Here is a 24,405-nt window from a genome sequence, read left to right on the forward strand (position 1 = left end):
CGGAGGTCGACGATGTCCGAGCTGGATGGCTCCAGCATCCTGCTCACCGGCGGGACCGGTTCGTTCGGCAAGGCGTTCATCACCTACGCCCTGGCCGAGCTGAACCCGCGACGGCTGGTCGTGCTCTCCCGCGACGAGCTCAAGCAGTACGAAGCGCGGCAGCAGTTCGACAACGACCCGCGGCTGCGCTGGTTCATCGGCGACATCCGGGAACGCCGCCGCCTCGAGCGCGCCATGCACGGCGTCGACTATGTCGTGCACGCCGCCGCGCTCAAGCAGGTCGACACGGGTGAGTACAACCCGTTCGAGTTCGTGCAGACCAACGTCGTCGGCTCGCAGCACGTCATCGAGGCCGCCATCGACACCGGTGTGAAGAAGGTCGTCGCGCTGTCGACGGACAAGGCGTCCAGCCCGATCAACCTCTACGGCGCCACGAAACTGTGCGCCGACCGGATGTTCATCAGCGCGAACCACTACGCCGCGACGCATCCGACCAGGTTCTCCGTGGTCCGCTACGGCAACGTGATGGGTTCGCGCGGCAGCGTGATCCCGTTCTTCCGCGCGCTCGCGGCCAAGGGCGAGTCGCTGCCGATCACGCACAAGGAGATGACCCGGTTCTGGATCACGCTCCCGCAGGCCGTGCAGTTCGTGATCGATTCCTTCGACCAGATGAACGGCGGCGAGCTGTACGTGCCGCGGATCCCGAGCATGCGGCTGGTCGATCTCGCGCAGGCGATCGCGCCCGGTTCGCCGATGCACGAGGTCGGCATCCGCCCCGGCGAGAAGCTGCACGAAGAGATGATTGCCCCCGACGACGCCCGCCGGACCGTGCGCCTGAGCGACCGGTACGTCGTCCAGCCGCATATCGCGGGCTGGGGCTACGAACCGCCGACCGGCGGCGAGGCCGTGCCGGAGAACTTCGCCTACCGCTCGGACACCAACGACCTGTGGCTCGACGCGGACGAGCTGCGCGACCTGGTCGAGCAGTATGGCTGACTTCCTGCCCTACGGCCGCCAGTCCGTTTCGGAAGAGGACATCGCCGCCGTCACCGAGGTGCTGCGCGGCGACTGGCTGACCACCGGCCCCGCCGTCACGCGGTTCGAAGAAGACCTCGCCGAGCACACCGGTGGCACGCCCGCGGTGGCCGTGACATCGGGCACGGCCGCGTTGCACGTCGCGTACGCGGCGGCCGGGGTCGGCCCTGGCGACGAGGTCGTCACCTCACCGATGACGTTCGTCGCCACCGCCGCGACGGCCGCGCTGCTCGGCGGCAAGGTCGTGTTCGCCGATGTCGAGGCGGACACCGGCAACCTCGACCCGGCGGCGGCTTCGGCGGCCGTCACCGCGCGCACCAAGGTCGTCGCGGCCGTGGACTACGCCGGCCACCCCGCCGAACTGGACGAGCTCGGCCGGATCGCGCACGACAACGACGCGCTGCTGCTGGAGGACGCCGCGCATTCCGTCGGTGGAAGCTGGCAGGGCAGGCCGGTCGGCTCGCTCGCCGACCTCACGACGTTCTCCTTCTTCCCCACCAAGAACCTCACCACGGCCGAAGGCGGCGCGGTGGTCGCCGGCTCGGACGAGCTGCTGGCGCGTGCGAGGGGTTTCCGCAATCACGGTCTGGTGCGCGACAAGGCGGCCCAGCGGTATCCGGACGAAGGCGCGTGGCACCAGGAGGTGCACGAGTTCGGCCTCAACTACCGGTTGCCGGATGTGTTGTGCGCCTTGGGAAGCAGCCAGCTGCGCAGGCTCGCCGAGTTCAAGAAGCGGCGTGCGGAGATCCACGCGCGCTACACTTCCGCACTGTCCTCTTTGGACGGAGTGCTGACGCCTGCCGTGCGCGAAGGCGCGGATCCGGTGTGGCACCTGTACCCGCTGCGAGTCCTCGAAGGACGCCGCCGCGAGCTGTTCGATCACTTGCGTGCCAAGGGAATCGGCGTACAGGTCAACTACATCCCCGCATACTGGCATCCGGTGTTCGAAGACCTCGGTTACCGGCGCGGGATGTGCCCGAACGCGGAGCTGTACTACAGCCAGGAGCTTTCGCTGCCGCTGTTCCCGGCGCTGACCGACGCCGACGTGGACCGCGTCATCGACGAGGTCCACGGCTTCTTCGGCTAAGGACGGCTAGGCCCGAACGTGTCTTAGCTACGTCCCACCGGTGCACGGGTGGCGGTTTCGCGTGACTGGACGGACGACACACGTGTTGGAATGGACGACACACGTGACCGGGAGGACGACTCGCGCCATAGCCCCGGCCGCGAGCGTGTCGTCCATCCAGTCACGCGTGTCGTCCGTCAGATCACGCGTGGCGTCCATCGGGTCACGTGAAATCGCCGGGCGAGCACGAGTCGCGGTGGGGCTAGATCAGGGCCCAGGTGAGCGCGGTGCCCTTCGGGACATCCGAGGAGAAAGTGCGGCCGAGCACGTTCACGATCTCGGCGGGGGCCAGCCCACCGGCCGGCCTGATCGAGCGGACGTTCTCCCGCGTCACGGTGTCCCCCGCGCGCACGTCTTCGACGACGTAGAGGGAACGCCGTAGCCGCAGGCCTTCCTTCTCGCTCTCGCGAGGCCCGATCACCGCCGCGCCCAGCGCCTCCCAAGCACGATGCGATTCGGTGACCAGCGCCGCCAGTTCGGCGGGCTCCAGGGAGAACTCCGAGTCGACACCGCCATCGCTCCTGGCCAGCGTCACGTGCTTCTCGATGGCGACGGCGCCGAGCGCGACGGCCGCGAGCGGGGCGCCGATGCCGGGCGTGTGGTCGGACAGGCCGACGAGCGTCCCGGTCACGCCCGCCAGGACGGGCAGGCCACGCAGGTTGCTCTCGGCGGGCGATGCCGGGTAGCTGGCGGTGCAGCCGAGCACGATCAGCTGGTCGTTGCCCGCCTCGCGCGCGGTCCGGACGGCCGCGTCGATCTCGGCGACACTGGCCATCCCGGTCGAGATGATCAGCGGCTTGCCGGTCTTCGCGCACAGTTCGATCAGCGGCAGGTCGACGATCTCCGACGACGCGATCTTGTACGCGGGCGCGTCCAGCGACTCCAGCAGCTCGACGGCGGTGGGATCGAACGGGCTGGAGAAGATCTCCAGGCCACGAGCGCGGGCGCGTTCGAACAGCGGCTCGTGCCATTCCCACGGCGTGTGGGCGCGCTCGTAAAGCTTGTAGAGATTCTCGCCGCCCCACAGCGAATGCGAGTCGCTGACCCGGAAAGCGGGGGCGTCCACGTCGATCGTGATCGTGTCCGGCCGGTAGGTCTGCAGTTTGACCGCCTGCGCGCCGGTTTCGGCGATCGCGTCGACGATCTCCAGTGCCCTGGCGAGCTCGCCGTTGTGGTTACCGGACATTTCGGCGATGACGAACGGCGGATGCCCGGCCCCGATGCGGTGCGCGCCGATCCGGACTTCCTGTGCTGACATGGACGAAACGCCTCCCTGACGACGGTCTGGTCAGGACACAGTCTTACGCAGCTTCCGGAAACCGTCGACGGCAGGCGCGGTCTCGGCGTATCCGGCCCTGTCGAAGAGCGCGGCCGACGCCGCGTTGTCCCGGTGCACGGCCGCGACCACCGCCCGCACCCGGTGACCGGCGGTGAAGGCGCGCTCGCCCTCCGCCAGCACCGAAGCGGACAATCCGCGGCCCCGGCTTTCCGGCGCGAGGGTGATGCTGACCTCCCAGACGCCCTCGTCCTCGCGGTCGAACCGGACGGTGCCGACCGGGATCCCGTCGAGTTCGACGACGTACAGCACCCTGTCCGGCGACGCCAGCACTCCACGCAGCCACGCGGAATGCTCGTCGAGCGTGATCACGCCGGTCGAACGGGACGCCTGACGCGTACGAGGATCGTTCCGCCAGGCGAGCAGCAACCCGGCGTCGGCCTCCGTGGCCTCACGAGCCAGCACGGGTCACTGCGTCTGTTCGATGGTGTCGCGCTGGCGGTCCTCGATCCGGCGCAGCCGGTCCTCGTACCGGGCGATCCCGGCGAGCCGGACGCGGATCTGGGCGTGCTGGCGCTGGATCTCCTGGATCAGGCTGCGCGCCTCGGCCAGCTCGGGCTTGTCCGCGTGCACCGGCAGCGACAGCGACTCGCGCAGATCCTCCAGCTGGGCCTCCTGGGCCGCGACGCTCGGGATCAGGCGGTCCAGCTCGGCGCGGGTCCAGCGCAAGTCGCCGCGGGCGTGCTCGAGGCCGCTCTCGGCGCCGTCGAGCCGCCGGCGGTGGTCCGCGGTGGCGTGTTCGAGGTCGTTGACGCGCCCGTTGAGGTCGCGAAGCCGCTCGTCGATCCGGAAGTCGATGAGCCGGGCGATCCGGCCGATCACGCCGCTGCGGAGTTTCTGCACTGCCATGGGGTGGTCCTTCTCGGGATGGGCTGGCTGGGAGTTCAGCGCAGGAGTTCGGTTTCGCCGGTCTTCGTCCACGAGTCCAGCAGCCTGCCCTCGGCGGCGATGCGGTGCTCGGGTCCGACGATGCAGGAGTCGCCCGCGGCGTGCTCCCAGTGGGTCTGGGCCGGGTCGTCGATGAACGAGAACCCGGACAGGACCAGCGTGGCGTGCGGGAACGACGTGCGCGCGATCCAGGCGGCCAGCGTCCCGGTGGTCGACCACAGGCCCTCTTCGCGGCTCGGCAGCCCGAGCGCGTCGGACAGCGGCAGGACGACCTCGCGGTTCGGCACCGGCACGTAGCCGAGGTCGCCGGGCCACCAGCCAGGGATGTCTTCGGGTTCCCAGTGCATCCGGCCCGGCTCGACCAGCAGGTAGAGCCGCTTGCGGTAGTCACGGAAGACGTGCTTGGTGGCGCGGACGGCGCGGTTGAACACCACGACGTGCACCCGGCTGCCGACCGCCTCGGGGCCGCCCGGCTCGTCGACGACGAAGCCGTTGACGCGGATCACGAGGTCACACGCGTCGATGGCCTTCGCCCGCCGAGGGTCCGGCGGAAGCGGCTGATTCCCGACCACGGCCACCGAACGGGGCTCCGGCCGGTCGGCGTATGCGGCGAGCAGATTGACCATCAGGCTCGCGTCGCCGAGTGCAGCAGTCATGAGGGCAGAAAGTACCAGCACACGCACCGCGTTCGGGTTCGAATCCGACGGTAGCGTTCCGTGGTCGGGACGGGGCGCCCCAGGCATCATCGGCCCCATCGGTACCCTCGTTCCCGTGCATGCCACCAGCACGGTTCACGCCGCCGACGGTGCTGCGCCGACCTCGGTTCCGCCGATTTCGGACAGCAAGACCTTTTCGCGCGCGTTCGCCGATATCAAGACCGGTTTCGCCGCCAAAGAGCTGTGGGGACACCTCGGCTGGCAGGACATCAAGCAGCGCTATCGCCGCTCGGTGATCGGCCCGTTCTGGATCACCATCAGCCAGGGTGTCATCGCGCTGGGCCTGGGCCTGCTGTACTCGCAGTTGTTCCACATGCCGACGGCGACCTTCCTGCCCTACATCAGCACCGGGTTCATCATCTGGGGCTTCATCAGCGGCTGCCTGTCCGAGGGCATGGAGACGTTCATCTCCAACGAGGGGCTGATCAAACAGCTCCCGGCGCCGCTGTCGGTCTACGTGCTGCGCACGGTGTGGCGTCAGACCCTGATGCTGATGCACAACCTGATCGTCTACGTGATCGTGGTCGCGATCTTCTTCACCGCGCTCAACCACCCGTACTCACTGAACACCGGCAACTGCGATCCGGGCTTCTCCGGCATCTGCCACCCCGGCATCGGCTGGTACTCGCTCACCGCGATCCCCGGCTTCTTCATGCTCGCGCTGAACGCCGGCTGGGTCACCCTGCTGCTGGGCATCATCTCGACCCGCTACCGCGACATCCCGCAGGTGATCAGCTCGATCATCCAGCTGCTGTTCTACATGACGCCGATCGTGTGGCCGGTCGACCAGCTGATGGCGGGCGGTGCCCGGGTCGACACCTCATGGGCGTTGCCGTTCGTCCACGGCAACCCGTTGTTCCACTTCATCCAGATCGTGCGCGCACCACTGATCGGTCAGGAAGTCAGCATCAACAGCTGGTACGTGGTGCTCGGCTTCACCGTCGTCGGCTGGATCCTCGCGCTGGTCGCGATGCGCAATTACCGTTCCCGCGTCTCTTATTGGGTGTGACAGATGGTCAGCATTGATGTGCACAACGCCTACGTCGACTTCCCCATCTTCGACGCGAAGACCCGCTCCATGAAGAAGAAGGTGCTGGGCAAGGTCGGCGGCAAGATCGGCACCGAGACCAAGGTGCCGATCATCGAAGCCCTCCACGACGTGACGCTCCAGCTGAAGGAAGGCGACCGCGTAGGCCTCGTCGGCCACAACGGCGCCGGGAAGTCGACGCTGCTGCGGCTGCTTTCGGGTATCTACGAGCCCACCCGCGGTTCGGCGAAGATCTCCGGCAAGATCGCGCCGGTCTTCGACCTCGGCATCGGCATGGACCCGGAGATCTCCGGACTGGAGAACATCATCATCCGCGGCCTGTTCCTCGGGATGACCGCGAAGCAGATGGAAGCCCGCGTCGACGACATCGCGGAGTTCACCGAACTCGGCGACTACCTGCAGATGCCGCTGCGGACGTACTCGACCGGTATGCGGGTGCGCCTGGCGCTGGGCGTGGTCACCTCGATCGACCCGGAGATCCTGATCCTCGACGAGGGCATCGGCGCGGTCGACGCGGCGTTCCTCAACAAGGCCAAGGACAGGCTGAAGGCGCTGGTGAAGCGCTCGGGCATCCTGGTGTTCGCCAGCCACTCGGACGAGTTCCTCTTCGAGCTCTGCGACTCCGCCATCTGGATGGACGAGGGGCACGTCAAGCAGCGCGGTTCGCTGCGCGACGTTCTCACCGGCTACAAGGGGCGCGACCCGTTCGAGAACATGAGCAAGGAGACGCTGGAGCGGTTCGGCATCGAGCCGGAGCCGGTGGCGACGACGAACGGCGGCCAAGGATGACCAGCGAGACCCGGCAGTTACCCGAAGGCGCCGTCGTCGGCGTGGTCGTCACGCGCCACCGACGGGAACTGCTCGCGGACTCGCTCAAGGTGATCGCCGCGCAGACCCGGCCGGTCGACCACCTCGTCGTGGTCGACAACGGGCCGGACAAGTCGGCGCGGGACATCGTCGAGAACTACCCGCTTCCCTTCACGTACCTGCCTTCGCACCGCAACCTCGGCGGCGCGGGCGGGTTCGCGCTCGGCATGCTGCACGCGCTTTCCCTTGGCGCGGACTGGATCTGGCTGGCCGACGACGACGGCCGTCCCGCCGACGAGAACGTCCTCGCGATCCTGCTGGACGAGGCCGAGAAGCGGGATCTGGCCGAGATCTCCCCGGTGGTGTCCAACATCGAGGCGCCGGACAAGCTCGCGTTCCCGTTGCGGCGCGGGCTGACCTGGAAGCGTTCGTCGTCGGAGCTGGGCGTCGACTTCCTGCCGGGGATCGCCTCGCTGATGAACGGCGCGTTGTTCCGGGCGTCTACTTTGGACGTCGTCGGCGTGCCGGATCTGCGGCTGTTCTTCCGCGGCGACGAGGTCGAACTGCACCGGCGCCTGGTGCGCTCCGGGCTGCCGTTCGGCACCTCGCTCAAGACCGCGTACCTGCACCCGGACGGTTCGGACGAATTCAAGCCGATGCTGGGCGGCCGGTTCCACGCGCAGGACCCGGAGAACGAGGTCAAGCGCTACTACACCTACCGCAACCGCGGGTATCTGCTGTCCCAGCCGGGCATGCGCAAGATCGGCGCGCTCGAAGTGCTGCGGTTCGGCCTGTACTTCGTCGGTGTGAAGCGGGATCCGAAGGCCTTCCTGCAGTGGCTCAAGCTGGTTCGCCAGGGCCGCAAGGAGAAGTTCTACCGCTACTGAGCTCCACGAAAAGAGGCCCCTCGCTCGCGCGAGGGGCCTCTTTTCTGTCCGTCTCACCAAACCACGTCGGCTCACGAACGTGTCGCGAAAGTGGCTTTCGCGACACACGTCCGTCTACTCGCCGATGACCGGCGGCGCGGTGCGCATGTCGGTCCCGAAGACCTCGTCGGGGTCGCCCTCGACGAGGTACGTCGGACGCTGGTGCTCGGTGTCCTCGTCCCCGTCCGCCTGCTGACCGCGGCCGCCCATACCGCCGGCCATCCCCGGACCGCCGCGGCCGGCGGCGCCACCGCCGAGGCCGCCCATACCGCGGCCGGCGGCCGCTTCGGCGGCGCCGATACCGCCAGGGCGGGCCGCGCCGGACGCGGAACCCGAACCGGGCGTGGAGCCACCGCCGCTACCGGGGCCGAACCCGCTTCCGCCGCCACCGCGACCGGTCCGGCTGTTGTAGTCCGAGTCGCCCATGCCGCCCATCATGGGCGGCGCCATCGGCATCGGGCTGATCGGCATCGCGGTGTTGTTGTTGGGGCCGGGCGTGGTGATCGGCGCCGGGCCGTTCTGGAAGCCGGACGGCGTCGTACCCGACGGGAGGCTCCCGGATCCCGTGGTGCTGCCCGGACCGGGCAGGTTGGAGCCGTAGCCGCCACCGCCGCCTCCGCCACCACCGCTGCCCCCGCCACCACTGCCGGGCGGGATGTAGGTGTTGCCGGGGTTGTTGGAGCCGGGCGTGTTCGAGCCGGGCGGAACCTGGTACGGCTGCGGCTTGCCCGGATCGTCGATACCGCCACCGCCGCCCGCGCCGAACTTCGGCGGCTCGGCGAACACCGGCTGCTTCGACGCGGCCTCGTACAAGGACTTGTCGTAGCTGTTCATGGCGGAGGCCGCCTGAGTGTGGGCCTCCTGGCTGTCCTTCTGCTTCTGGATGGACTTGTCGATGTTGTCGCCGAGGTTGAACGGGTTCGACGTCATCCACCCCCGACCTCTTCCTTCCAGCTGAAGGGGATCGGTTTGGGCATCGTGTTCTTCACGGTGGAAGCCGCGGTGCCCTGGTCGTAGATCGTTTCGGAGGCGAGCTTCGCGTTCTGGGAGTTCGTCTCCGACCACTTGCTGAGGCTCTTGAAATAGCCCTGCGCGTTGCCCGCCGCGTCACCTTCCCAGGTGCCCTGCGAGGCGGTGACGGCCTGGTCCATCGTCCTCGAGAAGGTGTCGAAGGCCTTGTGGATCTCGTGGTACGCGGTCGAGACCTCGGAGACCTGTTCGACGCTCAGGTTGCTGTTGACGAACTGTTCGAGCTTCTCGTGGTCGTAGCCGAGGTAGTCGCCGTTCGGCGGCTCGAGCCCCTCGACGTACTTGACGTCCTTGTTCTTCGTCAGCTCGTCGACGGTCTTGTTGCCGACGTCTTCGGACTGCTGCTGAGCCCTGCCCTGGGCGATCAACCGCTGGAAGATGCCGAACGGCCCGTCGCCGCCCTCGCCGCTCGCCTTGTCCCGGTAGTACTGGTCCCGGGCTTGGGGCGAGAGACCGGCGACGTACTCCTGCTCGGTCATCTGAGCCTTGTTGCTGGTCATCCTGGTCCCCCTAGCCCTTCGGAAGCTTCGGTTCGACGATGTCGGCGATCTTCTCCGCCATCCCGCACGACTTCTCCGGATCCGTGCTGACGACCACGAGGTCGACCCGCGCCGAGGCGCTGATTTCGAGCGCCATCAGACAGCTGCTGGGAGGTTTCGGAACGAGCACGGCCTTGCGTCCGTTGACGTTGCCGGTGGTCTTGCCGTTCCCGCCGTCGACGACACTGTCGACACCCTGCTTGTCACGAACCCCGAGGCTGAGGGTGACGCTGTCGGCCGCCGTCTGGGAGTCCTTGGTGAACTCGCAGACGCGGGCACCGCCGACGTTCTCGGGGACGGGTGGCTCGAAAGTGCCGAACGACGCGAGATCGGCGGCGCCGACGAGCGAACACGGATCGATCGACGCGGGGTCGGCACCACCGGTGGCCGTCGTCGGGGCGCTGGACTCGCCGCCTTGCGCGGGCGACGACGGCGCCGCGGAGGGAGTACCCGGCTTTTCGGTGGAACAGGCCGCGAGCACGAACGCGGCCGCGGTCAGCGGTACGAGGAGCAGCTTCTTCATTCCGCCTCAGTTCTTGAGCCGATCGAGCGCCTCGACCGTTTCGTGTTCTTTCTTCTCGTACTGGCCCGAGGCGCGCAACAGCGCTTCTTCGGTATCCAGGACCACCTGTTTGAACTGACCGAGCACCGCGCTCGCCGAATTGGCCGCCTGAGCGGCACCCTTGTGGTCGTGAGCGGCGACGGCCCTGCCGTACGGGTGGTCGCCGAGTTGCGGTGCTTGAGAAAGATGGACTGTCTTGCCTTCCAGGCTGTTGAGCTCTTTCGTCATGTCGCGCACCGCTTTGAGAAGCGGCTTGACACCTTCGGCGGTGATCTTGAAGCCGCCGCTCTTGGCGGCCGAGACCAGCTTCTGGGTCTCCGCGCTCACCTTGGCGATCGCGGCCGCGTTCAGGCCGCCCATCGCGACGTAGTTGGCCGCCGCGCCCATGGCGGAACCGATCGAGAAGTCCGGTGCCGCCTGTCCGCCGTCCGCTTCGAAAGCCATCGCCCGCCCCACTGCCTCGTCTGCTCGCCCGTGCGTATCGCCCGGCAGTCTACTAGCCGGGCACTCAGCGCGACGGTGATTCACCGATCGCCGAAGATCTCCGAAACTGTGACGAAACGGGCGTCACCCTGGTTCCCCGTGTTTCAGAACTGCCCTTCGAGCTGGGCATACAGCTGCTGCGCGATCCTCGCGTTGTCGGCGGGAGCGTAGGTCAGCCAGCTTTGCCCGTCGGCCGCCTGGCGCGAAGTCATCATGAAGCGGCCGGCTTCGGTGTCGAACCACGCCAGCGGCGGGAAGACCTGGCCGCCGCGGATGTACACGCTGAACTGGCCCACCCGTGTCTTCGGCTTCTCGAAGATCCGCTCCACCTGCCGCTGCTGCGGATTCGACCCGTGCGACCGCGGCCCGCTGACCTTGGCGAAGGGGTCGTACGCGTCGTCGTTCCGAGGACGCTTCGGTGCGCTCGCCGGCTTCGCGATGGTGACCGACTGCCCGGGGCCCGCCGGGGTGAGCGGCAGCAGGTCGACGATCGACGCGACGATCGCGGTCGGCCTGGTCTCCTCGAACACGAGCAGGTTCTCGTCCTGGCGTACGACGACCGCGAATTGCCCGTTCGTCGCCGCCCGCGCGAACAGCTGCTTGTCCTTGTCCATCTGCGCGACCGCCCAGACGGCGAGCTGCGGGTTGGCGAACGTGGCGATCGCGAGTTCGACGTCGGCGTCGAGCCTGCCGCCGCGCATCAGGCCGCGGCCTTCGAGATCGCGGAAGACGGCCTCGCGCACCATCGCGCGCTGATCGGTCGTCGTGCCGATGTGCGGGATCTCGAACGGGACGGGCGCCGGCCCGAACCGGCCGTGTTCGAGCAGGATGTCCACCGCCGCCAGCGACAACGAGAACGAATGCGGCATCGCCATTTCCCCCGCGGGTGTCTTGTCCGTCGGGATGAACGTAGTCCACGCGCCCGATACGCCCGCAGCGAACCCGCTTGCCCGGCCGTGATCAAGGCTGGTGCCATGGATCCATGGCAGACCAGAAACCCGCGCTCGTCCTCCATCTCGCCACCGGCGGGGAGCCGCTGCTCTTCGCGCTCACGGCGGAAGAAACCGAACGGCTGACCAAGGATCTCTCGCATTTCGTCCGCACCGGTTCGGTGCAGACGATCCAGACGAGGGACGACTCCGAGGTGGCGATCAACTTCTCCCACGTCGCCGCCGCCTACATCGACGACCTGAACCGCAAGACGCGGGTGTTCGGCCTCCACTAGTCCCGGGAAAAGAGCTCCAGCAGCCCCGTCTTGATCTCCGGGCGGCTGGCGGCGACCAGCAGGAAGGTGGCTTCCCGGACGAGCCGCTGGGGGTGTCGTCCGGCGAGTACCGACGTGCTGCCGTTGGCCGCGACCAGCGCGCCCGCGGCCCGGAAGGCGAGCTCCGCGCCCGCCGCCCTGGCCGCGGGCAGCGACGGCGGATCGGCGAGCGCCGCGTCGAGCCTGCCGCGGACGGCGTCGATCTCGGCCCGGATCCCGGCGGCGACGCCGTCCTTCCCGAGCTCCTCGATGAGCCGCGCGGCGCGGGCGGCGAGGCCGAGGGGCGCGCAGCCGTTGAGCCGGGAGGCGAAGGTGTTGCCGGCGACGAAGTCCGCGTGCGGGATCTTCCCGTAGACGCGCTCGTCGGGCAGGAAGTAGCGGGTGAAGCCGAGGTGCACGGTGGCCGTGCCCTGCGCCGCGACGAGGTCGAGCGGCCGGACCTCCAGCCGCTCCCCCGCCACCGGGTCGATGATCGCGCTGACGACGGTGTCGCCGTCGCGGGCGCAGAGCTGGAGCAGATCGATGACGCCCCAGCCGCTGACGAACGGGGCCTCGCCGTCGAGCAGGTAGCCGCCCTCGACGCGTTCCGCGCGCAGCCTGGGCGGGGTCGGGATCACCGCGGCGAACGCGGCACCGGCCTTGAGTTCCCCGCTGACCAGCCGCGGGAGGTAGCGGTCACGCAGTTCGGCGTTGTCGGCCGTCGTGAGTGCCGCGACCAGGCCGTGGTGCTGGATCCAGGTGAACATCGTGCTCAGGCAGCCGCCCGCGAGCGTCTCCAGGACCTGGACGATCGTCGGGAGGTCGGCGCCCGGGCCACCGGCTTCCTTGGGCGCCGCGAGGCCGTAGAACCCTTCGGCGGCGAGAGCGTCGAAGTGGCTTGAGGGGACTTCGCCCTTGAGGTCGACATCCGCGGCCGCGGGGAAGAGGAGATCGTCGGCGAGGGCTTTGGCTCGGGTGACCAGATCCGTCATGCAAGTAAGGCTACCCTAACTTTGCTGAAGGACGCTTTCACCGCGTCTAATGCGGCGAAAGGGCCCTTCACCGCGTCTTATGCGGTGAAGGGCCCTTTCAGCCCACGCCAGTGCTTACAGCTCGTAAAGCCGCTTCCAGTTGTCCCGCGAGGTCAGCTCGGGCATGGCGCGCTTGTACTGCTCCTGCACCGCCGCGCCTTCCTTACGGAGCCGCTGGATCACCTTCGCGCCCCGGCGCGCCAGGTCGAACATCTTCGCGCGGTCGTACGAGCGGACCCGCACGCCCTCCTGCGAAGCGTCGGTGACGACGGCGGTGTCGAAGGTCGCGACGTGCCACCAGTGGGCCTCGTCGATCGGGATCGCGCCGAGCGAGTGGCGGCTGCGGCCGAGCACCCGGTCGAGGATCCGCTTGATCAGCACCAGGCGCTGCATGCTGGGCCGCGGCGCGCTGTTGATGATGCCGATGTCGTTCGACGCGATACCCGGGACGTCGGTGGCCTTGTGCCGCTTGGTCTCGGGGTACTCGTCGCGGATCCGGCGGATCTCCTTCATCGCGGCGACGCCGCCGTCACGCAGGACCTCCGGCCCCTCGAGGAAGTCCTCGACGGCCTTGATCAGCGTGGCGGACAGGCCGTACTGCATGCCGAGCAGGTACCGGACCAGCTGCGCGATGAGCACACGCGAGAGCAGGTTCAGGTTGAACGGCGAGTGCAGCGCGGCGGTGATGATCGAGTTCCGCAGGTTGAAGTAGCGGTGCCACTCGTCCCAGTCCTTCCAGTGGAAGTCGGCGTGCCAGACGCCGGCGCCCGGAAGGGTGACCGTGGGGAAGCCGTGCGCGCGGGCGCGGTAGCTGTACTCCGCGTCGTCCCACTGGAAGAAGAACGGCAGCGGGTAACCCGTGGCCTTGACGACCTCGTACGGGATCAGGCAAGACCACCAGCCGTTGTACCCGGCGTCGAGGCGGCGCTCCTGGCGGTTCGGCTTGAGGGTCTCCTCGTCGACGCCGAGCAGGTCGGCGGTCGAGAGCGAGTGCTGCACCGGCTGGCCGGGCTCCAGCGTGTTCAGCCGGGCGTATTCGGCGCCGACGTGCAGCTGGTTCGGGTGCAGCAGGTTCAGCATCTGCCCGCCGACGATGACCGGGTTGACCGTGCGGTTGGAGAACGCGGTCATCCGGATCACCAGATCCGGCTCCAGCAGCACGTCGTCGTCCATGAACAGGACGTTCGCGTGCTCGGTCTCGGTGTGCCCGGCGACCTCGTAGAGGCCGCGGGTGAACCCGCCGGCACCGCCGAGGTTCGGCTGCTTGATGTAGTGCAGCTTGTCGCCGAGGTCCTTGGCGACCTGCTCGAAGCCGTCACGCGACTCGACGAGGTCGGTGCCCTGGTCGGCGACGTAGATCGCGTCGAGCGTCTCCAGCGAGGAGACGTCGGCGGCGAGCGCCTGCAGGTTCGACAGGCAGTCGTCGGCGCGGTTCATCGTGCAGATGGTCACCGCGGTCGGGCGGATCTTCTCCGGCGCTTCGACCGTCCAGCGGACCTTCTCGACACGCAGCGACTGGCCGCCCTCGGTCTCGATGTCGAGCCAGAGCGCGCCGCCGTCGTAGAACTTGTCGAGCTTCGCGGTGAGCGTCACCTTCTGCTGCTTCGCGCCCGCGACGATCTCGGCGGCGACGACACGCGAGTCGCCCTCGATGTCGGAGGCGCCGACGGACAGCTGGCCGTCACCGGTGACGACGGCCTCGACCTGGACCTCGGTCACGTCGGTCCAGCGCTGCCAGTAGCTGGCGGGGAACCGGCCGAAGTACGTGTTGCCGGACACCTTCGACGCGGGCTCGATGGAGATGCCCCCGCGCTCGCGCACGGCGGTACCCCATTCGAGTTCGGCGTAGAGGTCCTTGCTGACGATGGGGGCCGGGCCGGCGTAGAGCCCGCGCTGCGCGGTGAGACGGCCCTGCGGGGTGCGTTCCGCGAAGCGGGTGTCGTCGACAGTGCTCACCATGGCGCTCGGGGCCTCTCCGGTGACGGCGGCTTTACCGGGCATGAATCCTCAGTTCTCCTCTGTGCTGGTGGCGGTGGCGCGGGGCTCACGGAAGACGACCCACTTGAGCATGACGAAGTTGATCACGGTCGCGGTTGCCTGCGAGACGACCCAGCCGAAGGTGGCCTTCCAGGCCGACTCCGGCAGGACGTGCAGCATCGTGCGGTTGACGCCGACGGCCACGAGGAACGTGACGGCGTACAAGAGCACGAAGCTACCGATCTGACGCGCGCCCTCCTGACGTCCACCGGCGAAGGTGAACTTGCGGTTCAGGAAGAAGGCGGTCGTGGTGCCCACGATGAAGCTGAGCGCGCGAGCGATGTCCACCCACGGCGTCGCGTCCATTCCGAGGGCACGAAGCCCCTGGTAGACGCCGAAATCGACCAGGGCGCAGAAGCCGCCGATGAGGCCGAAGCGGATGAGCTGCCCGAGCAGCCCAGGGGAGGACGGCGCTGCTGCCGTCACGCCGGCTTTCGGGTCGGTCGCCACCACTGCTCTACCTCATAAACTGCTGGGGCTGATGCGCAAAGTGTAGAAGCGAGCACTTCAGGGTCACGTTCCGGGCAGTGTTCGGCGTGGTTACCCTGGTCGGCGTGACCCAAGCACCCAAGACACAGCGTCAGTCGCTCATGGGCTGGGCAAGGACGTCGCCGACCATCGCGGACGTCCTGAGCACCCCCGACGTGGAAGCCATCGCCAAGGCGGTGACGCAGGCCGGGGAACGCGGGGTCATCGCGCGTGGTCTCGGCCGCTCGTACGGCGACCCGGCGCAGAACGCGGGCGGGCTGGTCGTGGACATGACCGCGCTGGACCGCATCCACTCGATCGACCCGGATTCCGGCATCGTCGACCTCGACGCCGGGGTCAGCCTCGACAAGCTGATGCGCGAGGGCCTGCCGTACGGCCTGTGGGTCCCGGTGCTGCCGGGTACACGCCAGGTGACCATCGGCGGCGCGATCGCCAACGACATCCACGGCAAGAACCACCACTCGGCGGGCAGCTTCGGCAACCACGTGGTGTCGATGGACCTGGTCACCGCCGACGGGCAGGTGCGCACGATCACGCCGGACGGCCCCGACGCGGAGCTGTTCTGGGCGACCGTGGCCGGCATCGGCCTGACGGGCATCGTCGTCCGCGCCAAGATCCGGATGACCAAGACGGAGACGGCCTACTTCAAGGCCGACATCCAGCGCACCGCGAACCTCGACGAGACGCTGGCGCTGGTCACCGACGGCTCCGAGGACAACTACACGTACTCCTCCGGCTGGTTCGACTCGATCTCCCGTGGCGCGAAGCTCGGCCGCGCGGCCTTCCAGCGCGGCTCGCTCGCGAAGCTGGACGAACTGCCGCCCAAGCTGCGGGCCGACCCGCTCAAGTTCAACCCGGGCACCCTGGCGACCCTGCCGGACGTGTTCCCGAACGGGCTGGCGAACAAGCTGTCGTTCTCCGCGATCGGCGAGCTGTACTACCGCAAGACCGCGAAGAACGCGCGCGACCAGATCCAGAGCCTGACCGCCTTCTATCACCCGCTGGACCTCTTCGGCGAGTGGAACCGGGCGTACGGCTCCAAGGGTTTCCTGCAGTACCAGTTCAGCACGCCGCTGAACGCGCACGAGCCGCTGCGCCGGATCATCCAGAAGGTCGCGGACTCCGGGCACGTGTCGTTCCTCAACGTGTTCAAGCAGATGGGCGAGGGCAACCCGGCACCGCTGTCGTTCCCGCACCCCGGCTGGATGGTCTGCCTCGACTTCCCGATCAAGGACGGGCTGAGCCGGTTCTGCCAGGAACTCGACGAAGACGTGCTCGCGCTCGGCGGCCGTCTGTACACGGCGAAGGACTCGCGCACCTCCGCGGAGAACTTCGCGAAGATGTACCCGCGGCTCGAGGAATGGCGCAAGGTCCGCGCTTCCGTTGACCCCGAAGGCGTTTTCGCCTCTGACATGTCCCGAAGGTTGGAACTGTGATCGACGCTGTGGGCAACCCCCAGTCCCTGCTGCTGCTCGGCGGCACCTCCGACATCGCGCTCGCGATCGCGGAGAAGTACCTGTCCGAGCGGCCCCTCCGGGTCGTGCTGGCCGGGCGCCAGTCGCCGCGGCTCGACGCGGCCGCTCAGCGCCTGAAGGACAAGGGCGCCGAAGTGTCGACGGTCGACTTCGACGCCAAGGCCCTCGACACCCACCCCGCCGTGCTGGACAAGGCCTTCGAAGGTGGCGACATCGACGTCACCGTCGTGGCGTTCGGCCTGCTCGGCGACCAGGAAGAGCTGTGGCAGGACCACGCGAAGGCCGTCGAGGCGGCGACCGTGAACTACACGGCCGCGGTGTCCGTCGGGGTCGCGCTCTCGAACAAGCTCAAGACGCAGGGGCACGGCAAGGTCATCGCGCTGTCCTCGGTCGCCGGTGAGCGGGTCCGCCGGTCGAACTTCGTCTACGGCTCCTCCAAGGCCGGCTTCGACGGCTTCTACCTGGGCCTCGGCGAGGCACTGGCGGAGTTCGGCGTGCAGATCACCGTCGTCCGCTCCGGCCAGGTCCGGACCAAGATGACCGAAGGCATGAAGGACGCCCCGCTGACGGTGGACGTCGAGCAGGTCGCCGAGACCGCGGTCGCCGCCTCGCGCGCCGGCAAAGAACTGGTGTGGTCGCCCGCGCCGTTCCGGCTGGTCATGTCGGCCCTGCGGCATATCCCCCGGCCGATCTTCCGGAAGCTGCCGATCTAGCCTCACAGCGCTGAAGGGCGCTTTCACCGCATGCGACGCGGTGAAAGCGCCCTTCGCCGCGTGAGACGAGGGGAAAGTCCCCTTCAGCCCGTCAGCGGGCCGGGAGCAGGTACAGGCTCTGCGTGCCCATCCACGGCGAGTGGATCGTCCAGGACGCCAGCGCGTTCGCGGGCGGGGCCTTGCTGGTGGTGGCCAGCACCAGATCCGGGGTCGCGGGCGGGACGCTGTGGTCGAAGAACCGGAAGTTCGCCGCCAGCAGCGCCTTCCCCAGATCACTGCTGCGGTTCTTCGTCTCGATGATCGCCGGATCGACGGAGCCGCGGTCGGAGAACTGGTCGACGATGTCGCACTCGCAGGAGTAGGCGAGCGCGCCGACCTCGCCCGCGCTCTCCACCTTGCGTCCCTTCGTCAATTCGCCCAGCTGTGAGCCGATCGCGCGGTATTCGTCCGACGCGGCGTGGTTGCTGGTGATGGGCGCGAACCGGCGCGGCAGTTCGGGAGCCGCGTAGGCGACGGCGCCCGTCAGCAGAAAGGCACCCGCGAGGATCCCCGTTCCGAGCCGGGCCCGGCCGGGCACCGCGCTGGCCGCAGCGGCGAGGAAGACCGTCGCGCCGATGATGCTGGGCGCGTAGTACCAGTGGTACGGCGGAACGTTCAGCCAGCAGTAGGCCAGATAATGCGCCGCGCCGGCGATGGCGAGGGTCGCGAACGGCAGCAGCCGCTTCGCCCGCTCCGAGCCGCGCCGGAAGTGGACTGTCCACAGTAGACCGGCGAGCGCGCCGATCACGAGCGGCAGGAAGGAAAGTGTCGCCGCCACCGGGAAGTTGCGCCAGTACAGCAGCGGGCCGTTGGTGAAACTGAACGGCCCCCACGACCGCTGCATGATCTTGATGACCAGGGTGTCCGGCACCGCCGACCCCAGCACCAGCCAGCTGAACACGAACCACGGCAGCATCACCGCGAGCGCGGCGAACGTCATCCGCCAGATGCCCGCCCAGAATTCGCGGCGGCCGAGGAACAGGACGAACGCGATCAGCAGCAGATCGATCCGGATCAGCGCGATCAGGCCGATCACCGCGCCCGCGGCGGCGGGCCGCCGTTCGTGCAGGAACACCATCGACCAGACGACGGCCGTCGCGCCGAGGGCGACTTCGAGGCCGACCGACGACAGCAGCAGCGGGTTCACCAGCAGCAGGCCCAGCGCCAGCGGGGCGAACCAGCCCGGGAGACCGGTCGCGGCGCCGATCCGGCGGAGACCGAGGATGAGCGCCACCTGGCTCGCGACGAAGACGATCCCGGCGGCGAAGACGGCGTCTCGCACGATGAAGGTGACGAGCGCCAGCACGAGGACGTTCAGCGGCGACGTCGCGGTGTTGGCGGTGCCTTCTTCGATCAGGCCCCAATGGCCGTGGAAGGCGAGGTTCTTCGCGTACGAGAGCGTGATGTACGTGTCGTCGATCAAATGCCCGCTGACCAGCACGAACACCAGGGCCGACGCCACCGCCGCCCCGGCCGGGAGCACCCAGGGACGGGTAAGGACGGCGGCTCCCGGCAGCGCACCGGAAGCCTGGGGCAGATCAGCGGAGGCGCTTCGCATCACGAACACCGTACACGGCGGCGTGATGATTCCGTTATCTACCCGCCGTGGCGCTGGTCACGCCAGCCGGGGCCTTCACGGAAGTCGCGATCCATGCCATGGCCGCCCGGACCACGGTGTTCACGGGAGAAACCGGGCCGGTCGCCGTCGCGGGAGGCCAGGCCGACGGCGGTGCCGATGATCCCGCCGCCGAGGACGAAGCCGAGGACGCCGACCGCGACCAGCTGCGTCGCTCGATGGCCGGCGAAGCGGCGGAAACCGCCCTTCGCGGGCGGAGCCTGCTGCGCCGGAACCCAGCCCGGCGGCGGACCCGCCGGAGCGGCGGCCGGGGTCTCGGCGGGTTTCCCGTCGGCTGGCTGCTCGACCGTCTTGTCCTCGTCTTCGGACGGCCGCTGCTGGTCACTCATCTTTCGCTCCTCAGGCTGATGGGGGCGGGCTGTGTGCCCGCCCCCATCACCGAGGATGCGTGCGCTTCCTATGGATGCGCTGTGCGTGAGCTGTCGAATCAGAGATAGAACGACAGGAACAGCGTGATCACCCAGCTCGCGCCGAGCACCTGGAGCACGCGGTCCTTGAGCGCGATCTCCTCCGGCTCGCCCGCGTTGCCGCCGTCGACGTCGACGGCGTAGCGCAGGACGGCCACCACGAACGGGACCATCGAGACGACCGCCCAGACCGAGTCGTGCTCGACCTGGCGGATCTCGAACGCCCACAGGCAGTACGACATGATCAGGATCGCCGCGGACGTCGCCCAGACGAACCGCAGGTAGCTCGCCGAGTACTTCTTGAGCGAAGACCGGATCTTCGCCCCGGTGCGCTCGAAGAGCATGATCTCGGCGTAGCGCTTGCCCGCCACCATGAACAGCGAGCCGAACGCGGTGACCAGCAGGAACCACTGCGAAAGCGCGATACCCGCGGCCACACCACCGGCGATCGACCGCATCAGGAAGCCCGAGCCGACGATGGCCAGATCGACCACCGGCTGGTGCTTGAGCCCGAAGCAGTAGCCGAGCTGGACGGCCTCGTAGACCGCCAGCACGACCGCGAGCTGCCAGCTGGCGAAGAACGAGATGCCGAGGCCGGCGGCGAAGAACACGCCCGCCGCGACGAACGCCACCGGCACCGGCACGATCCCGGCCGCGATCGGCCGGTTCCGCTTGGTCGGATGCGCCCGGTCGGCCTCGACGTCGATCGCGTCGTTGATGAGATAGACCGAGGAGGCCACCAGCGAGAACGCCGCGAAGGCGATCAGCGCGGCGATCAGCAGGCCGGTCCGGTCCGTCGACTTCGAAAAGGCGAAGAACGGTGCGGCGAACACCAGCACGTTCTTCACCCACTGGCGCGGGCGTGCCGTCTTGATGATGCCGCCGACGAGACCGCCGGCGACCTTCTTCGGTTCGGCGGCCTCGGCCACGGGTTCTACGTCGTCAGGCTTGGAATCGGCCTTCTCGGTCGTTTCACTCATCGTCGCTTCAGCTTCCTACGTATCAAGCCGCCGACTACGCCCCCAAGGGCCGCTCCGGCCAGAACGTCGGTCGGGTAGTGGACGCCGAGCACGAGCCGGGAGGCCAGCATCGGCGGTACCAGGGCCGGGACCAGGTTACGCCCGGTCAATCCGGAGTAGAGCACCGCCGCCGCCGTAGTGGAGGTCGCGTGCGAGGACGGGAAGCTCAGCTTGCTCGGCGTGGAGACCAGGACCTCGACGCTCGGGTGGTCCGGCCGCGGCCGCCTGACCACGCGTTTCACCGCGATGGACGCGGCGTGCGCGCCGACGACGCCCGCCGCCGCGACCAGCCAGTCCTTGCGGCGCTTCTTGTCGACAGCGGCCCCGACGAGCCCCAGCGCGAACCAGCCCGCGCTGTGCTCGCCGAAGTGCGAAAGACCCCGTGCCGCCTTCACCGTGACGTCGCTCTTCAGGACGCCCTGTGCCTTGGCCAGGACGGCGACTTCACCCGTGGGAGTGCCCTTCTCAAGCATCGAGGGACCCGTCGAGAGGCGCGCCATCGGTCAGGTGCGGCGCGATCTTGTTGTCGAACGCGGTCAGCGCCGAGCCGATGGCCATGTGCATGTCGAGGTACTTGTAGGTACCGAGACGGCCACCGAACAGCACGTTCTTGTCCTTGGCCTCGGCCTTCGCCAGCTCGCGGTAGGCCTCGAGCTTCTCGCGGTTCTCCGGGGTGTTGATCGGGTAGTACGGCTCGTCCTCCTCGCCGGCGAACCGGGAGTACTCACGGAAGACGACCGACTTGTCGTTCGGGTAGTGCTTGCGCTCCGGGTGGAAGTGCCGGAACTCGATGATCCGGGTGTAGGGCACTTCTTCGTCGTTGTAGTTGACCACCGAGGTGCCCTGGAAGTCGCCCGTCTCGACGACCTCGGATTCGAAGTCCACGGTGCGCCAGGTGAAGCGGCCCGCGGAGTAGCCGAAGTAGCGGTCCAGCGGCCCGGTGTAGACGGTCGGGGTGCCTGCCGGGATGTGCTCGCGGACGTCGAAGTAGTCGACGTTCAGCCGCACCTCGATGTTCTCGTGCTCCGCCATCTTCTCGAGCCACGCGGTGTAGCCGTTGACCGGCAGACCCTCGTAGGTGTCGTTGAAGTAGCGGTTGTCGAAGGTGTAGCGGACCGGGAGCCGGGTGATGATGTCGGCGCCGAGGTTCTTCGGGTCGTTCTCCCACTGCTTGGCCGTGTAGCCGCGGATGAACGCCTCGTACAGCGGGCGGCCGACCAGCGAGATCGCCTTCTCTTCGAGGTTCTGCGCGTTCGCGGTCTCGAACTCCGACGCCTGCTTGGCGATCAGCTCGCGGGCCTCGTCGGGCGTGTGCGACTTGCCGAAGAACTGGTTGATCAGGCCCAGGTTCATCGGGAAGGAGTAGACCTGGTCCTTGACCTTGGCGAAGACCCGGTGCTGGTAGCCGGTGAACTCGGTGAAGCGGTTGACGTACTCCCACACACGCTTGTTGGAGGTGTGGAACAGGTGCGCACCGTAGCGGTGCACCTCGATCCCGGTTTCGGGCTCGGCCTCGGAGTAGGCGTTGCCACCGATGTGGTGACGCCGCTCCAGCACGAGGACCTTCTTGCCGAGCTCGGCCGCGGCCCGTTCGGCGACGGTCAGCCCGAAGAATCCGGAGCCGACCACGATGAGGTCGTAGCCGGTGAAATCGGCTTCAGTAATCTTGTCGGGGTTCGTGTGCGCGCTCACGGGCGTCGAGGGTACGCACGTCGACTCCGTGCCCTGCACCGAGCACCGGTTTTCACCTTCGACAGACACATTTAGGAAGCAGTGCCTACTCCGGACACCTTCTGGTCGTACTTCGGTGCGACCGTCACCTACCTGGCCGTCCTGGCGGTCCCCGGCGGGATCGTCGGCCGGGCCGCGGGCCTGCGTGGCTGGGCCCTGGCGGGCCTGGCCCCGCTGCTGTCCTACACGGTAACCGGACTGGCCGGTCCGTGGCTGGCACTCGCGGGCGTGTCGTACAACCCCCTGACCGTGGCGGGCGTCACGGCCGTCCTCGCCGGGCTCGGCTTCGGCCTCCGCAAGCTGGGCCGGGCACGCGGCTGGATCAAGCCAGGCGCCGACGAGCCGCCGACGAAGTGGCACCCGCGCGCGCACTACGCCGTCGCGGCCTGCGTCGCGCTGGCCGTCGGCATCTCGATCCTCGTGGTGCTCTCGGCGCGCGGCGGCACGACGGCGGTGTTCCAGCGCTGGGACACCGTGTTCCACGCGAACGGCATCCGCTACATCGCCGAGACCGGCGACGGCTCGCTGACCGGCATGGGCACCATCAACTGGTACCCGGACGGCTCGTTCTACCCGAACGCGTATCACCTGGTCGGCTCGCTCGTGTACTCGATCTCGGGCACGACGATCCCGGTCACGCTGAACGCCATCACCATGCCGGTCGCCGGGATCTTCGCGCTGTCGATGGTCGCCCTGATCCGCCAGCTCGGCGGGCGGGCGGTGTTCGCGGGCTGCACGGCGCTGGTGGCCGCGGCGGCCACCACCGGTGCGTACGAGTCGGTGTCCAGCGGGCTGCTGCCGTTCGCGCTGGGGATCGTGCTGACGCCGCTGGCCGTGGTCGCGCTGGCCCGCTTCCTCGCGCGGCCCGGCCTCGACACCGGCTACGTGCTCGCGCTGACCGCGGTCGGCCTGCTGGCGGCGCATTCGTCGGCCCTGTTCGGGGCGCTGCTGTTCGCGTTCCCGCTGGTGGTGCAGCGCTGGTACCGCGCGCTGCGGCACAAGCCGCTCGACGGGGTGCCCGAGGGCCGCGCCGGCTGGCGGGTCATCGGCGGCGACGTCGTCAAGATGGTGCCGGTGATGGCGGGGAGCGCGCTGCTCGCGGCGCCGCACATCCTCGGCGCCCTGAAATTCACCTCGGGTTCATACCCTTATTACGCGTGGGGCTCGGATCTGCCGGTGCTGAAGTCGCTGGGACTCCTGGTGACCTTCCGGCAGGTGCTGAGCGCCCCGCAGGTGTGGCTGACGGTGCTGCTGGTGATCGGCGTGCTGGGCCTGTTCCGGCTCGGGCGGATGCGCTGGGTGGGCCTTTCGGCGATCGGCTTCTCGGCGCTGTTCGTGCTGGTCGCCTCGTTCGGCGCCGAACCGTGGGTGATCTCGCTGTCGCGGCCCTGGTGGAACGACCGGTACCGCCTGATGGCGCTCGCCGCGATCCCGCTGTGTCTGCTCGCCGGGCACGGGATGGCGGAGCTGCAGCGCTGGTTCGCGAAGTGGGCGAGCGGACGGTCGTGGGTCAAGAGCCGTCCCGCGCTGCCCGCCCGGCTGGGGCTGGCGACCGCCGTGTTCGTCGTGGCCGCGTCGGCTGTGCTGACCAAGGGTTTCTACACCGAGTCGAACGCGCACGCGGTGTCGTTCCTGTACTACAACGGGCCCGAGGGCGAGGTCACGCCGCCGGTCAGCGCCGACGAGCTGGCCGCGATGGACGAGCTGACCAAGATGAACATCGGACCGGACGAGAAGGTGCTCAACGAGCGCTTCGACGGAACGGCCTGGCTGTACGCGATCACCGGCATCCATCCGGTCGCCGGGCACTACGACCCGGGCGTGCCGCCGCCGGACGCGAAGTACCTGGCGCTGCACTTCCGCGACTACGACACCGACCCCGAGGTCCGGGCCGCGGTGCGGCGGCTGAACATCAAGCACGTGCTGATCGGGAGCACGCCGATCAAGATCGGCGAACCGCCTGCGCCGGGGCTGCGGGATCTGGACGGGCTGGACTTCCTGCGGAAGGACTTCTCCAACGCGGGTGCCTCGATCTACACGCTGACGCGCTGACGGCCTCGTGAGTGGCAAGGACGGTTAGAACCGTCCTT

Annotated in this window: 26 protein-coding genes; 9 read left to right on the forward strand and 17 right to left on the reverse strand. The window is 68.4% G+C overall.

All coding sequences use genetic code 11. From position 1 onward, the window contains the following. Positions 1-12: 12 nt before the first annotated feature. Both pseB and MJQ72_RS40535 read left to right on the forward strand, forming a co-directional pair. Positions 13-996, forward strand: coding sequence for a UDP-N-acetylglucosamine 4,6-dehydratase (inverting) (gene pseB / locus MJQ72_RS40530; RefSeq protein WP_240596167.1), 984 nt, complete (start codon positions 13-15; stop codon positions 994-996). Then, a complete protein-coding gene (locus MJQ72_RS40535; protein WP_240596168.1) occupies positions 989-2,122 on the forward strand; it encodes a DegT/DnrJ/EryC1/StrS aminotransferase family protein in 1,134 nt (377 codons plus the stop codon). Before pseB ends, MJQ72_RS40535 begins: the two co-directional genes overlap by 8 nt. A 241-nt stretch (positions 2,123-2,363) precedes the next feature. On the opposite strand, the gene pseI is transcribed toward MJQ72_RS40535, so the two are convergent. Genes pseI through MJQ72_RS40555 form a run of 4 tightly spaced genes read right to left on the reverse strand, consistent with a single transcriptional unit; the run spans position 2,364 to position 5,011 of the window. Then, positions 2,364-3,419, reverse strand: a complete 1,056-nt coding sequence (pseI, locus tag MJQ72_RS40540) for a pseudaminic acid synthase (protein WP_240596169.1) — start codon at positions 3,417-3,419, stop codon at positions 2,364-2,366. 30 nt (positions 3,420-3,449) lie between these two features. Then, positions 3,450-3,902, reverse strand: coding sequence for a GNAT family N-acetyltransferase (locus MJQ72_RS40545; RefSeq protein ID WP_240596170.1), 453 nt, complete (start codon positions 3,900-3,902; stop codon positions 3,450-3,452). A 3-nt stretch (positions 3,903-3,905) separates the two neighbouring features. Continuing rightward, entirely contained in the window at positions 3,906-4,346 is a 441-nt protein-coding gene (locus tag MJQ72_RS40550) for a hypothetical protein (RefSeq protein WP_191255996.1), read from the reverse strand. A gap of 35 nt (positions 4,347-4,381) precedes the next feature. Further along, positions 4,382-5,011 (reverse strand): hypothetical protein, encoded by a 630-nt coding sequence (locus tag MJQ72_RS40555; protein WP_026467231.1) that lies wholly within the window; start codon positions 5,009-5,011, stop codon positions 4,382-4,384. A 145-nt stretch (positions 5,012-5,156) separates the two neighbouring features. Here MJQ72_RS40555 and MJQ72_RS40560 point away from each other — a divergent pair, with 145 nt between their 5' ends. The 3 genes from MJQ72_RS40560 to MJQ72_RS40570 are packed head-to-tail and all read left to right on the forward strand — an operon-like array spanning position 5,157 to position 7,843. Further along, positions 5,157-6,110, forward strand: coding sequence for an ABC transporter permease (locus MJQ72_RS40560; protein ID WP_240596171.1), 954 nt, complete (start codon positions 5,157-5,159; stop codon positions 6,108-6,110). A gap of 3 nt (positions 6,111-6,113) precedes the next feature. Next, on the forward strand, positions 6,114-6,938 hold the full coding sequence (locus MJQ72_RS40565) for an ABC transporter ATP-binding protein (protein ID WP_007030631.1): 825 nt from the start codon (positions 6,114-6,116) through the stop codon (positions 6,936-6,938). Next, complete coding sequence (locus tag MJQ72_RS40570) at positions 6,935-7,843, forward strand: glycosyltransferase (RefSeq protein ID WP_240596172.1); 909 nt, start codon at positions 6,935-6,937, stop codon at positions 7,841-7,843. The genes MJQ72_RS40565 and MJQ72_RS40570 overlap by 4 nt, the downstream gene beginning before the upstream one ends. A gap of 114 nt (positions 7,844-7,957) precedes the next feature. On the opposite strand, the gene MJQ72_RS45250 is transcribed toward MJQ72_RS40570, so the two are convergent. From MJQ72_RS45250 to MJQ72_RS40590, 5 genes are all read right to left on the reverse strand, one after another. After that, the gene (locus MJQ72_RS45250; RefSeq protein ID WP_396426911.1) at positions 7,958-8,812 is read right to left on the reverse strand and encodes a hypothetical protein; all 855 of its coding nucleotides are present in this window, start codon (positions 8,810-8,812) and stop codon (positions 7,958-7,960) included. After that, a complete protein-coding gene (locus tag MJQ72_RS45255) occupies positions 8,809-9,411 on the reverse strand; it encodes a hypothetical protein (protein WP_396426912.1) in 603 nt (200 codons plus the stop codon). Before MJQ72_RS45255 ends, MJQ72_RS45250 begins: the two co-directional genes overlap by 4 nt. A gap of 10 nt (positions 9,412-9,421) precedes the next feature. Continuing rightward, a complete protein-coding gene (locus MJQ72_RS40580; protein WP_240596173.1) occupies positions 9,422-9,973 on the reverse strand; it encodes a DUF3558 domain-containing protein in 552 nt (183 codons plus the stop codon). A gap of 6 nt (positions 9,974-9,979) precedes the next feature. Further along, entirely contained in the window at positions 9,980-10,456 is a 477-nt protein-coding gene (locus MJQ72_RS40585; protein WP_240596174.1) for a hypothetical protein, read from the reverse strand. A 143-nt stretch (positions 10,457-10,599) separates the two neighbouring features. Further along, complete coding sequence (locus tag MJQ72_RS40590) at positions 10,600-11,364, reverse strand: ESX secretion-associated protein EspG (protein ID WP_240596175.1); 765 nt, start codon at positions 11,362-11,364, stop codon at positions 10,600-10,602. Positions 11,365-11,477: 113 nt separating this feature from the next. Between MJQ72_RS40590 and MJQ72_RS40595 the strand changes: the two genes are divergently transcribed. Next, the gene (locus MJQ72_RS40595; RefSeq protein WP_240596176.1) at positions 11,478-11,720 is read left to right on the forward strand and encodes a hypothetical protein; all 243 of its coding nucleotides are present in this window, start codon (positions 11,478-11,480) and stop codon (positions 11,718-11,720) included. On the opposite strand, the gene MJQ72_RS40600 is transcribed toward MJQ72_RS40595, so the two are convergent. The 3 genes from MJQ72_RS40600 to MJQ72_RS40610 form a co-directional block, all read right to left on the reverse strand. Continuing rightward, positions 11,717-12,730 carry an acyl-CoA dehydrogenase family protein gene (locus MJQ72_RS40600; RefSeq protein WP_240596177.1) on the reverse strand — a complete coding sequence of 338 codons (1,014 nt, stop codon included), beginning with the start codon at positions 12,728-12,730 and terminating at the stop codon, positions 11,717-11,719. The two genes, MJQ72_RS40595 and MJQ72_RS40600, sit on opposite strands and share 4 nt — an antisense overlap. Positions 12,731-12,844: 114 nt before the next feature. Beyond that, positions 12,845-14,770, reverse strand: a complete 1,926-nt coding sequence (locus tag MJQ72_RS40605) for a glycosyltransferase (protein ID WP_240596178.1) — start codon at positions 14,768-14,770, stop codon at positions 12,845-12,847. A gap of 6 nt (positions 14,771-14,776) precedes the next feature. Beyond that, positions 14,777-15,259 carry a GtrA family protein gene (locus tag MJQ72_RS40610; protein WP_037333430.1) on the reverse strand — a complete coding sequence of 161 codons (483 nt, stop codon included), beginning with the start codon at positions 15,257-15,259 and terminating at the stop codon, positions 14,777-14,779. Positions 15,260-15,360: 101 nt separating this feature from the next. On the opposite strand from MJQ72_RS40610, the gene MJQ72_RS40615 reads away from it, so the two are divergent. Both MJQ72_RS40615 and MJQ72_RS40620 read left to right on the forward strand, forming a co-directional pair. Then, the gene (locus tag MJQ72_RS40615; RefSeq protein ID WP_315860800.1) at positions 15,361-16,731 is read left to right on the forward strand and encodes an FAD-binding oxidoreductase; all 1,371 of its coding nucleotides are present in this window, start codon (positions 15,361-15,363) and stop codon (positions 16,729-16,731) included. Then, positions 16,728-17,483, forward strand: coding sequence for a decaprenylphospho-beta-D-erythro-pentofuranosid-2-ulose 2-reductase (locus tag MJQ72_RS40620; RefSeq protein WP_240596179.1), 756 nt, complete (start codon positions 16,728-16,730; stop codon positions 17,481-17,483). Before MJQ72_RS40615 ends, MJQ72_RS40620 begins: the two co-directional genes overlap by 4 nt. Positions 17,484-17,574: 91 nt before the next feature. On the opposite strand, the gene MJQ72_RS40625 is transcribed toward MJQ72_RS40620, so the two are convergent. From MJQ72_RS40625 to glf, 5 genes are all read right to left on the reverse strand, one after another. Then, the gene (locus tag MJQ72_RS40625) at positions 17,575-19,080 is read right to left on the reverse strand and encodes a hypothetical protein (RefSeq protein WP_240596180.1); all 1,506 of its coding nucleotides are present in this window, start codon (positions 19,078-19,080) and stop codon (positions 17,575-17,577) included. Between the two features lie 38 nt (positions 19,081-19,118). Beyond that, the gene (locus MJQ72_RS40630) at positions 19,119-19,487 is read right to left on the reverse strand and encodes a hypothetical protein (RefSeq protein WP_240596181.1); all 369 of its coding nucleotides are present in this window, start codon (positions 19,485-19,487) and stop codon (positions 19,119-19,121) included. A gap of 98 nt (positions 19,488-19,585) precedes the next feature. Beyond that, the gene (locus MJQ72_RS40635) at positions 19,586-20,545 is read right to left on the reverse strand and encodes a decaprenyl-phosphate phosphoribosyltransferase (protein ID WP_125686662.1); all 960 of its coding nucleotides are present in this window, start codon (positions 20,543-20,545) and stop codon (positions 19,586-19,588) included. Next, positions 20,542-21,057: a phosphatase PAP2 family protein gene (locus MJQ72_RS40640; protein WP_043848508.1), complete on the reverse strand. Its 516-nt coding sequence runs from the start codon at positions 21,055-21,057 to the stop codon at positions 20,542-20,544. The genes MJQ72_RS40635 and MJQ72_RS40640 overlap by 4 nt, the downstream gene beginning before the upstream one ends. After that, positions 21,050-22,276, reverse strand: a complete 1,227-nt coding sequence (glf, locus tag MJQ72_RS40645) for a UDP-galactopyranose mutase (protein ID WP_240596182.1) — start codon at positions 22,274-22,276, stop codon at positions 21,050-21,052. The genes MJQ72_RS40640 and glf overlap by 8 nt, the downstream gene beginning before the upstream one ends. An 81-nt stretch (positions 22,277-22,357) precedes the next feature. On the opposite strand from glf, the gene MJQ72_RS40650 reads away from it, so the two are divergent. Continuing rightward, a complete protein-coding gene (locus MJQ72_RS40650) occupies positions 22,358-24,367 on the forward strand; it encodes a DUF6541 family protein (protein ID WP_240596183.1) in 2,010 nt (669 codons plus the stop codon). Positions 24,368-24,405 lie beyond the last annotated feature (38 nt).

This window comes from Amycolatopsis sp. EV170708-02-1, assembly GCF_022479115.1.
Lineage (GTDB): Bacteria > Actinomycetota > Actinomycetes > Mycobacteriales > Pseudonocardiaceae > Amycolatopsis.